Here is a 10,895-nt window from a genome sequence, read left to right as displayed (position 1 = left end):
TTCCTCGGCCACCCGGTCTCTGAAGCGGTGATTTCCGTGCCGGCGTACTTCAGCGACGAGCAACGCAAGCGCACCCTGTTCGCCGCCGAGCTGGCCGGCCTTGCCGTCACGCGCCTGATCAACGAACCGACCGCCGCCGCCATGGCCTACGGGCTGCACGAGCAAAAGTTCGAACGCACACTGATTTTCGATCTGGGTGGCGGTACGTTCGACGTCACGGTGCTGGAATACGCGCTCCCGCTGATTGAAGTGCATGCGTCCACCGGCGACAACTTCCTCGGTGGCGAAGACTTCACCGCCGCGCTGTTGCAGGCGTGTCTGAAAAACTGGCAACTGAACCCGTCAATGGTTGATGCGCAAGGCATGGCCAGCCTTGGCGACGCGCTGGAACAACTCAAGTGCAAACTCGGCGAAGGGACACAGCAGCTGAACTGGCGTCACGGCGACACGACGTTCGAATGGTCACTGGACGAAGCCGCTGCCGTGAAGATCTGGGAGCCGCTACTCGCCCGACTGCGCGCACCGATCGAACAGGCCCTGCGCGATGCGCGGCTCAAACCCCGCGATCTCGACAGCCTGGTATTGGTCGGTGGCGCCACGCGGATGCCGGCGGTGCAGCAAATGGTCGCCACGCTGTTCGGGCGCCTGCCGTACCGGCATCTCGACCCGGACACCATCGTTGCGCTCGGGGCGGCCACGCAAGCCGCGTGCAAGGCGCGCGATGGCGCGGTGGAAGAGCTGATTCTGACCGATGTCTGCCCTTACACGCTGGGCATCGCGACCATGCGCGGCAACGGCATCGACGGTGCTTTTTCGCCGATTATCGAACGCAACACCATCATCCCGACGTCACGGGTGGAGCGCTATCACACCACCCACCCCCGTCAGGAACAGATCCGTATTGCTGTCTATCAGGGTGAACGACCGTGGGTACGCGACAACATCCTGATTGAGGCTTTCGATGTCGATTTGACGCCCTGCGATCACATTCAGGAACTGGATGTACGCTTCAGCTATGACATCAATGGTTTGCTCGAAGTCGACGTCACGTTGCTCGAGACCGGTGATCGCCACAGCCACAGTATCGACCGCAGTCCTACAGGGCTGGATGAGCAGGCGCGCCGGGACAGCCATAACCGGCTGTCCACATTGAAGGTCCATCCACGCGACGCATTGCCCAACCGCACCTTGCTGGCCCGTCTGGAACGGGCATGGATGCAGAGCCTCGGAACGCAACGCGAACGCATTGCCGAATGGCTGCACAGCTTCACCGCGGTCCTCGGTGGCCAGCAATCATCCGAGATCGCGAGCCACCGCTCAGAGCTCAACAAGGCGCTGGACCAACTGCGCCTCTAGCCATTGAGTCGGCGCAATGCGGCCTGCAGGCCGCCGGACAGTGTTTCGCCACCCCCGCTGTCCGGCGGCACGCCATAGCGGTTGGGCAACTTGTCCCCTGGCAAGCCGAACAGCACCAACGGCAAAAATGGCAGCACCGGTGACAGCGCCATGAATATCAGCAACGTGGGAATGCCCCGACCCATGTCATGCAAGCGGCGCAGAATGGCGCCGAGCAACACCAGAACAGCGAGCAACAGGATAAGAATGCCAGCGGCCGTGGTGCCACTGATCAGACCCGCCACCGGTGCGATCACCAAACACCCCAGGACCTGAGCGATAAAAGCCTTGCGTCCCAGTCGCGACCCGAGGCGCCAGATCGCACCTGCCGGTACCGGTTGAATATCACTGTTGGCCAATAGCAAACGCTCCGACCAGGACAGCAACGCACACAGCGCCAGCCGCAAGCCGACGCTGTTCTGCACGTCATCCTTGCCCTGCTGCAATTGGCGCAGTACTCGCGTTTTCGGCACACCGGCAGCGCCATAACGAATCAGGCCCTTGAGGGCATCGAGCGCCTCATACGCCAGTAGTTTGTCGACGCCAAAATCCGTCAACACCTTGCGCGGTGGCCACACCGGCTCGCCTTTGATCAATCCGTCGCGAAAACCTTCGAACCAGTCGTCCTCACAACTGACCGCCGCGATGGATTGCAACAAGGCCCGGTGCTGCTCGGCGCTCAGGCTCGGGTCGTGATAGAGCACGCCCCAGAACATCAACAACCCCAGCAGATCGTCGCCGCAGGCATCCCGGTCGCTTTCGACGCAAGTGTAAAGCAAGGTATTGGCAGGCAACCTGGCGCTGTCGAGGGCCTGTTGTACGCTGAACAATTGTTGCACCAGCAAACCGTGAACCGGGTCATCGCCTTGCAGCCATCCCAGTAAGCCATCACAGTTGCCTTGCTCACGCTGCAAACGCTGCAACAATGGCTGCAACCGAGCCAAAGGATGAGCGGGGTTGAACGACAGACGCTCCAGGCACCGCGCATCAATCAATTGCAACCAGCGTTCCGGCTGCTCCAGCAACGCCAGCAAAAACAGGCTCTGGGCATGCCACTCCCATGCAGCTGCGCCCAGGCCGACCGGCGGCAACTCAATTGCGCGACGACTCAACTGCAAAAGCAAATCGAGTTCGGACAAGTCACAGTCATCTTTGACAGCACTCAGTCTGAACGCTTCGGCCATTCGCTCCAGCGCTGCGCTGCTGTAAGGCCGCAAGCGTCGCAGCCACAAACGACAGACCTTGTGCGGCTCGCCTTGTGTCAGCACCTCCGGCAACTGCCGCGAGTTCGAATCCGCCTCGCAGAAAGCGTCCATCGCCTGCGCAATCGGCGCCCTGCTCAACCAGCGCAGATGCTGCCCGGCCTGATATTTGAAGCCGCTCAAGACCAGGCTTTCGAGGGCATCGACCGGTAGCGGTGCATCCAGAATCTGCTGCAGCAACAGCGAGTCGCCCCGATGCAACGCCCAGGCGTGCCGGTAAAGCTGCAGCAATCGGCTGTCGGCATTCTCACCCAACAGTTGTGCGAGCAATGGAAGCTCATCGCCCGTCATGCGCCAGTCGACAAAACTCTGGGCCAGACTCTCCAACTGCAGCCGCCCGACACCCAGCCAACGATTCAGCGTCTCCGGGCGTTGCGACGGGCTGCCAGACACCTGGCATTCATCCCCGAGATCCTCTGACCAGTCAGCGCAGTCCTGCAGACGATCGAACGCCTGAATCAGCAGCGGCAGAAAGCTCGGCTGGCGCTTGGCACACAATTCCAGCAGACGACTTTCCGCCATCGGATGACGATGTTCGTTCCAGAGCCGGATCCAGCAAGGCAGTGCCTGATCGTCCCGCCCCAACAAGCTGCTCTGACACGCCAACAGGTACAACCAGTCCACATCATCCGGAGCTGCACGTTGCTGTTCGACGCAGCACTGCAAAAATGTCGACACTCCGATGCCCGCCTGCGTGAACTGCACCAGCAGACGCTTGATGAACGCAGCATCATCCGGCAACGGCAGGCACGTGTGCTGACTGGCGAAGTCGGCGAACTCATGGAGCGGGCGCTGGGTGAAAATGAAGTCCAGGCTCCGCGCGTACCACAGCGATTCAGTCTGCGCGGCCTCCGACCAGGCGCTCATCAGATCCGTGTCGAACGGGTCGGGGGCCTCGATTCGCCGCAGAAAGGCTTCAACCCGCTGGGCGTCGTTGAACTCCAGATCCAGCAACTGTTGATCCCAGGCCATACGCTTGGCCAGCAGGTTTGCGCAACGGTAGGACAACGGACCGGCGTCGGCCAGCCGGTGGTACAGCCCCCAGCCGAGTTCATCCAGTGCATCCAGCGACAGCTCATCCAGTGCCTGGACAAAGGCCTGCCACGCCGCGAAATTGAAGCGTCGCGCAGGATCGTCAAGCAGTTCGCAGAAATCCACGAACGTCTGCGGGACCTCCTTGACCGTCGGCTCTGCCGCTTCGGGCTCTGGCTCGGATTCCTCCTCGTCTGCACGGGCCAGACGCAGGGCGTTTTCGTAGGCCATGCGCAGTGTCTGAAAGCCTTCCGGGTCAGTCTCCGGATGATGCGCCGGCAGGCGTGCGCGGTAGGCATTGCGAATCAGGGTTTCGTCAGTCGTAGGCTCGATGCCCAGTCGGATCCAGCAACTCATGACCAGTCGAACTCCTTGAGCGATATCGGACGTGGCGGCGGATCAATGTCCATGTGCCAAGGCAAATCGGCCAGAAAGTGCGGAATGTTCTGCGCAAGACCGCGACTGATCCGCAGGTTATGAGCGCTGTTGCCTTGCCGGTCCAGCTCGCCAGCGAGCTCGTCATCGCTGGCGCTCAAGCAGCACCAAAAAGTCCGCCCCACCACAAAGCCATTGAAATATGCCATCCAGCTGCCGTAGTGAAATTGCGCCCTGATGGCCAGGCGACTGTGCAGCCAGTTGCTCTCGACCAGATCGATCCACTGATTGCGCACCGCGCAACGCAAGAGGAAGCCCATGCGCCCATAATCCCAAGACAATATCCCCCCGGGACCGCAGCTGCCGAATGTACGGCTGGCGAATTCATGCAGGACACGTTGGCGGGGGCTCAGGTCTGCAAGCAAGGCCTGCCATTCGCTCGGCAGACAACGCTGCCAGGCCATATAGGCCGCGCTGAGGTGCCTGGCATGGCCATCATCGGTCATCCCTTCGAGCATCTCGAACAATTGCCGCCGATCATCGATCCCCCAGCTGTCTCGCAGATCAATGTAGCGGTCGTCGCAGAAAGCGGGGTCGGCATACCCGGCGCCGGTATTGAGCGCTGCCATCGGCGCAGAAAGGGCGCACAGCCAACGCTGCTGAATATCGTCCATGAAAAAGGCTCCAGGCCGACCGCCAGGGAGTGGGGTCGGCAAAACTGCGGCGGATTGTAGAGAAACCGTTGTCGGCGGCAAAGTCGCACAACGCTTTTCTTACGCCCATAAAAAAGGCCCCGACGTATCGGGGCCTTCATTCAGCGGCTCAGCGCCTGCTCAGACATTTTGTGTCTGCAAGTGAATCAATGTTGCAGAGCCGGCTTCTGCGCCCCGTTGATCGGGATGCGCTTGGCCTTCGCTTCTTCCGGGATCACCCGCAACAGGTCGATGCTCAACAGACCGTTGCTCAGATCGGCGGCCTTGATCTCGATGTGATCGGCCAGCCGGAAGGACAGCTTGAAGGCTCGCTGGGCAATGCCCTGATGCAGGAAGGTCACGCCTTCGTTGGCATCACGCTTGCCGCCACTGATGGTCAGCACACCTTTCTCGACTTGCAGCTCCAGGTCTTCTTCCTGGAAACCGGCTGCGGCCACGACGATGCGGTATTGGTCATCACCGTGCTTTTCGACGTTGTAAGGTGGGTAGCTGCTGCCTGGCTCGTTGCGCAGCGCGGTTTCGAACAGGTCGTTGAAGCGGTCGAAACCCACCGAGGAACGAAACAGTGGTGCGAGGGAAAATGCAGTACTCATGGTTCAAATCTCCTGAAAACAATCAGCAAGTTTTTGTGTCTCCGCGACCCGAATTCGGCATCGCGTACCCCTTAGATAGGGACCGCTGAAATGATTTCAAGAGAGTATTTGCAGATTTTTTTCAGGCCGCTTCGGCGACCGGCAGGCCGAGCAAACGCGAGACCTGGTCCGGCTCGGTTTCGCGACGGAGCACGGTAAACAGCTCGGTGGCTTCGGGATAATTGCGTGTCAGCATTGCCAGCCATTGCTTCAAACGGCCCGGCGACTGACGCGCGGTCATCTGCGCCTTGGCTTGCAGCCAGAAGTCCTGGATCAGCGGCATCAGCTCGGCCCAGGTCATCTCGACCACGTCCTCTCCAGCACGGGCAGCCGCGATTTGCCTGGCCAGATCCGGGCGCGACACCAGGCCTCGACCGAGCATGATGTCTTCGACCCCACTGATCTCGCGGCAACGCCGCCAGTCCTCGACGCTCCAGATATCACCGTTGGCAAACACCGGCACCTTGACCACATCCTGCACCCGCGGAATCCACTCCCAGTGTGCCGGCGGCTTGTAGCCATCGACTTTGGTCCGGGCGTGAACCACGATGTGCTCGGCACCGCCTTCGGCCAGCGCAGTGGCACAGACCAGCGAGCCGTCCGGGCTGTCGAAGCCGAGACGCATCTTGGCGGTGACCGGGATGTGCGCCGGCACGGCGCGGCGCACGTGCTCGACAATGGTATTGAGCAGTTCCGGCTCCTTGAGCAGCACCGCCCCGCCCCGGGATTTGTTGACGGTCTTGGCCGGGCAGCCGAAGTTGAGGTCAATCACTTCGGAACCGAGTTCGCAGGCCAGCGCCGCGTTTTCCGCGAGGCATACCGGGTCGGAGCCGAGCAACTGCACACGCAGCGGGACACCAGATCGGGTACGGGCACCATTGAGCAACTCCGGACCGAACTTGTGGAAATAGGCCGGTGTGAGCAACTGATCGTTGATCCGAATGAATTCGGTGACGCACCAGTCGATGCCGCCAACACGGGTCAGCACGTCGCGCAGGATGTCGTCGACCAACCCCTCCATGGGCGCCAGAGCAATTTGCATGGGGAAAACACTACTTGAAGAAAACGTGCGGCAGTTTACTGGATTACGAGAAAAACCGCAGATCCCCTGCAGGCTCACTCCTACAGATTAGATTTGCGCAGATTCTGAGGCCTGAATTGCTGGACCGTAGCCCTCGATAAACTCCGCCGGCATGCGCTTGGGCTTGCCGGTGGACAGCTCGATGCAGACGAACGTGGTTTGCGCGCGCAGCAGGGTGGCGTTATCGCTCGGGCGTTTCAGCTGGAAATGCCGGGTCATTTTCAGGCGTTGATCCCAATCGACGATCCAGGTCGCCAACTGCAGCTCATCGCCTTCGTAAGCGGCGGCCAGATAATCGATCTCGTGACGCACCACGGCCATCGCCCGATCCAGCCGACGGTACTCGACCAGATCCAGCCCCAGACGCTGCGAGTGGCGCCAGGCACAGCGTTCCAGCCAGGTCACGTACACCGCGTTATTCGCGTGGCCCAGCCCGTCGATGTCCTCGGCGCCGACTTGCAGATCAATGGTAAACGGCGTTGCCCGATCCCAACTCATGCCCCACTCCCGGTCAATTGATTCAACCGGGGCAGTGTAACGGAGCTCAGGCCGATTGGCGCGCCTGAAGGCTGCGCCCGGCCAACAGTGATAACACGCCATCCACCACCCGAGGGTCAGCCAGCACGCGCTGGTGGCCGCCGCTTTCCAGGCGCAGCAGACGGCTGTCGAACCATGCTTCGTGAATCAGCTGCGATTCCTTGACCGAAACGAAGGTGTCGTCCTCGGCATGCACGATCAGCCCCGGCATATCCAGTTGATAGTGCGCGACATCCAGAGTGGCGGCGCGCATGCCGACGTCCTGCTCGACCTGCCGGATAAAGGCGGAACGCGCTCTGGGCGGCAAGCCGACATAGCGTGCGAAACCGCGTAACACGCCGAGAATTCGGGCCGGCGCGGCAATGCTGACGAGGGTTTCGGTGCGCAACCCCAATTGCACGGCGAGCATCGCGCTGGCGCCGCCCATGGAGTGGCCGATGACCGCTTGCAACGGTGGCAGCTCGGCAGCGGCTTCGAGCATGGCACGGGCGAACAGCACGACATTGGCCTCTCGCCCCGGCGAACGACCGTGGGCCGGACCATCGAGGGCCACAACCGTGTAACCGGCCTCGACCAATGCCGTGATCAGCGCGGCAAACTGGGTTGGCCGCCCTTCCCAGCCATGCATCAGCAGCACGGTCGGGCCTTGGCCCCAGCGCAACGCTGAGAGACCAAAGCGCAAAGTGATTCGTTCGGAATTGGCCAGCAGCGGCAATTCCCAATCACGCAAAGGCAGCGTGCGTGGCGTCATGAACGCCAGGCGCATTTTGCTCGCTACCCGTTTCGGTGCAATCCAGCCCAAGGTGCCATTAACGCCACGAATCCACTTCAACGTGTTCATCGTTCTCTCCTCAGGCGAATTGCCTTCAGGTCAACGCACCGCCGACTTGGCCGCGCGCAGCAATCGATCGGATAAATCTCCCGGCCCCAGGGCCCTTGCGAGCGCCAGCCCACCCACCATCAAGGCCACGTCGGCCAGGGCTTTGTCGGTGTCCTCGGGGCTGGACGCCAACTGCGCAATCATCAACTCCAGATGCTCGTTCAGTGCCACGCGGAACGACTCCGGCAAACGGCCCAGTTCGCCGATGGAGGCTGGAATCGGGCACGCCGCGTCGCTGGAATCACGGTGCTTGCGTGACAGATAGAAAGCCGCGACCAAGGCGCGACGCTCTTCCCCGGTCAGGTCGGCGTCCATGTCGGCAATCAGGTCGCGTCGGCGACCCAGGAGTTGCTTGAACGCTTCGAGCATCATCGCGTCCTTGCTTTCGAAGTGCGCATAGAAGCCGCCGACGGTCAGGCCGGCCGCGCCCATCACTTCGCCCACGCTTGGGTCTGCCGGGCCACGCTGAATCAATGCGGCGCTGGCAGCCTTGAGGATGCGTTCGCGGGTTTGAGCTTTTTTATCGTTCATCGTTGCCTCCGAATATTACGACTAGAATATTATTCGCATAATAATATTCTGCAAGTCAAGGATATGACCGCTGGTCTGAAGCACAGTGTAAGGAAAAAGGAGAATTGGCCAAACGCCAGACAAACAAAAGGGCCATTCAATAATTGAATGACCCTTATAAATCCCGCAGAGCGGGTAATCGTGGCGTCCCCTAGGGGACTCGAACCCCTGTTACCGCCGTGAAAGGGCGGTGTCCTAGGCCACTAGACGAAGGGGACGCAAACCCTTCTATACAACTGATCAACGCTGAGTGTTGATCGCTTCGAAGCCGGTGTGGCCAGGCTTCGAAGTGTAAATTGGTGGAGCTAGACGGGATCGAACCGTCGACCTCTTGCATGCCATGCAAGCGCTCTCCCAGCTGAGCTATAGCCCCTCATCGTTGATGTCATCGCTGAGGACGGGGCGAATCTTAAGGGCGTATCGAAAGCCTGTCAAACTTATTTTTGAAAAATTTCAAAGTTTTTTGTCGGCATAACAATCACTTACCGCCCTCCCCCCGAAAATCCGGGGGGAAAACGCCGAAGGCCGGAATCAAAAGATCCCGGCCTTCGGCGGTTCCTGCAGAGTCAGACGTGCTTAAGCAATCGCGCCCAGCAGCTTTTCCCACTCTTTGTTTTCTTTCTTCGACACACCGCCCAGCAGGTCGATCGCCTGACGCAGACGGAAACGGGTCAGGTCCGGGCCGAGGATTTCCATCGCATCAAGCACCGACACCGAACTCGCCTGCCCGGTGATCGCGGCAAACATCAGCGGCATCGCGTCACGCAGTTTCAGCTCAAGGGATTCGACCACCGCCTGAATCGTCGCGGTGATGTTGTCCTTCTCCCACTGACGCAGGCTTTCGAGTTTCCACAGGATCAACTGCATCAACTGGCGAACCTGATCACCGGAAAGCTTTTTCGATTCGAACAACTTGGCATCAGGGTTCACGCCACCGGCGAAGAAGAACCCGCCCAGCGGTGCAACCTGACTGAAGGTTTCCACACGCCCCTGAACCAGCGGCGCGATCTTCATCATGTACTCAGAGTTGAACGCCCATTTCTGTACGCGTGCGGCGAACTCTTCCACCGGCAGATCGCGCAGCCACTGGCCGTTGAGCCATGACAGCTTCTCGATGTCGAAGATCGGCCCGCCGAGGGACACGCGCTTGAGGTCGAAGTTGTCGACCATTTCCTGCAGCGAGAACTTCTCACGCTCGTCCGGCATCGACCAACCCATGCGGCCCAGATAGTTGAGCATCGCTTCCGGCATGAAGCCCATGCGCTCGTAGAACGTCACCGAGGTCGGGTTCTTGCGCTTGGACAGCTTGCTCTTGTCCGGGTTACGCAGCAGCGGCATGTAGCACAGTTCCGGCTGTTCCCAGCCGAAGTACTCGTACAGCAGAATCAGTTTCGGCGCCGACGGCAGCCACTCTTCGCCACGCAGCACGTGGGTGATGCCCATCAGGTGGTCGTCGACCACGTTGGCGAGGAAGTACGTCGGCAGGCCGTCGGTCTTCATCAGCACTTGCATGTCCATGCGATCCCACGGGATCTCGACATCACCACGGAGCATGTCCGGCACTACGCAAACGCCTTCGCTCGGCACCTTCATGCGGATCACGTGTGGTTCGCCAGCGGCCAGGCGGGCGGCGACTTCTTCCTTGGACAGCAGCAGCGCGCGGCCGTCGTAACGCGGGGTTTCGCCGCGCGCCATTTGCTCGGCGCGCATCTGATCCAGCTCTTCAGCGGTGCAGAAGCACGGGAACGCGTGGCCCATGTCGACCAGTTGCTGGCAATACTTCTGATAGATATCGCCGCGCTCGCTCTGCCGGTACGGACCGTGCGGGCCGCCGACGTCCGGGCCTTCGCTCCAGTCGATACCCAGCCAGCGCAGGGCGTCGAAGATCTGCTGTTCGGACTCGCGGGTCGAACGCAACTGGTCGGTGTCTTCGATGCGCAGGATGAACTCACCGCCATGCTGCTTGGCAAAGCAGTAGTTGAACAATGCGATGTAAGCGGTACCTACGTGGGGGTCCCCGGTAGGCGATGGCGCGATGCGAGTGCGGACGGTGGTCATGGCATGTCTCGAAAAGAATGAAAAGCAAAACAATCAAGCGGCGAATGGTAACAGGCGACACCCGCCCCGCTCCAGCGGGCAGGGCATTTAAGCCAAGTTTGCGGCTGGAACGCCCATACAGCGCGGTGAATGGCCGAATATCGGCGGATGGCATTTACCGTTTATCGGCTTCGTGCCAGATTCGCGTACTGATACCTTTCCTTACAATTCCTCGACTACAGTTTGCCCATGCCTGCCCAACTCAAGCGTCGCCTGTTTATTTTCCTGCTGCTGGTTCTGTTGATTGCCGGGGGTTTCTTCGCCCATTGGTTTTTCAAGGGGCGCTTTTATGAAAGCACCGATAACGCCTATGTCCAGGGC

General features: G+C 60.4%; 9 protein-coding genes, 2 tRNA genes and 1 pseudogene. 2 read left to right on the top strand and 10 right to left on the bottom strand.

Going from position 1 to position 10,895, the window contains the following annotated elements:
* Positions 1 to 1,356 (top strand): Hsp70 family protein (locus DBR24_RS00130; RefSeq protein ID WP_128613524.1); only part of this gene is annotated, 1,356 nt, incomplete at its 5' end.
* Here DBR24_RS00130 and DBR24_RS00125 read toward each other — a convergent pair.
* From DBR24_RS00125 to gltX, 10 genes are all read right to left on the bottom strand, one after another.
* On the bottom strand, positions 1,353 to 4,046 hold the full coding sequence (locus DBR24_RS00125; protein ID WP_128613523.1) for a DUF805 domain-containing protein: 2,694 nt from the start codon (positions 4,044 to 4,046) through the stop codon (positions 1,353 to 1,355). The genes DBR24_RS00130 and DBR24_RS00125 overlap by 4 nt on opposite strands.
* Positions 4,043 to 4,738, bottom strand: coding sequence for a DUF1266 domain-containing protein (locus tag DBR24_RS00120; RefSeq protein WP_128613522.1), 696 nt, complete (start codon positions 4,736 to 4,738; stop codon positions 4,043 to 4,045). Before DBR24_RS00120 ends, DBR24_RS00125 begins: the two co-directional genes overlap by 4 nt.
* Positions 4,739 to 4,923: 185 nt before the next feature.
* Entirely contained in the window at positions 4,924 to 5,370 is a 447-nt protein-coding gene (locus DBR24_RS00115) for an Hsp20 family protein (protein ID WP_123463433.1), read from the bottom strand.
* Positions 5,371 to 5,491: 121 nt separating this feature from the next.
* On the bottom strand, positions 5,492 to 6,451 hold the full coding sequence (locus DBR24_RS00110; protein WP_128613521.1) for a tRNA-dihydrouridine synthase: 960 nt from the start codon (positions 6,449 to 6,451) through the stop codon (positions 5,492 to 5,494).
* 87 nt (positions 6,452 to 6,538) lie between these two features.
* Positions 6,539 to 6,988 (bottom strand): thioesterase family protein, encoded by a 450-nt coding sequence (locus DBR24_RS00105; protein ID WP_128613520.1) that lies wholly within the window; start codon positions 6,986 to 6,988, stop codon positions 6,539 to 6,541.
* A 46-nt stretch (positions 6,989 to 7,034) separates the two neighbouring features.
* The gene (locus tag DBR24_RS00100; RefSeq protein WP_128613519.1) at positions 7,035 to 7,868 is read right to left on the bottom strand and encodes an alpha/beta fold hydrolase; all 834 of its coding nucleotides are present in this window, start codon (positions 7,866 to 7,868) and stop codon (positions 7,035 to 7,037) included.
* A 30-nt stretch (positions 7,869 to 7,898) separates the two neighbouring features.
* On the bottom strand, positions 7,899 to 8,438 hold the full coding sequence (locus tag DBR24_RS00095) for a TetR/AcrR family transcriptional regulator (protein ID WP_123463439.1): 540 nt from the start codon (positions 8,436 to 8,438) through the stop codon (positions 7,899 to 7,901).
* A 181-nt stretch (positions 8,439 to 8,619) separates the two neighbouring features.
* A tRNA-Glu gene (locus DBR24_RS00090) sits at positions 8,620 to 8,695 on the bottom strand.
* A gap of 79 nt (positions 8,696 to 8,774) precedes the next feature.
* Positions 8,775 to 8,850: transfer RNA gene (locus tag DBR24_RS00085), tRNA-Ala, on the bottom strand.
* Positions 8,851 to 9,053: 203 nt separating this feature from the next.
* The gene (gene gltX / locus DBR24_RS00080; protein ID WP_123463440.1) at positions 9,054 to 10,535 is read right to left on the bottom strand and encodes a glutamate--tRNA ligase; all 1,482 of its coding nucleotides are present in this window, start codon (positions 10,533 to 10,535) and stop codon (positions 9,054 to 9,056) included.
* A 228-nt stretch (positions 10,536 to 10,763) separates the two neighbouring features.
* Here gltX and DBR24_RS00075 point away from each other — a divergent pair.
* A pseudogene (locus DBR24_RS00075) lies at positions 10,764 to 10,895 on the top strand (HlyD family secretion protein); the annotation flags it as partial.

Origin of the sequence: Pseudomonas sp. HMWF006 (assembly GCF_003061205.1) — a bacterium.
In the GTDB taxonomy this organism is placed as follows: domain Bacteria; phylum Pseudomonadota; class Gammaproteobacteria; order Pseudomonadales; family Pseudomonadaceae; genus Aquipseudomonas; species Aquipseudomonas monsensis.
Note: the sequence above shows the minus strand (reverse complement) of the source record. Positions and strands in the feature narration are given on the sequence as shown.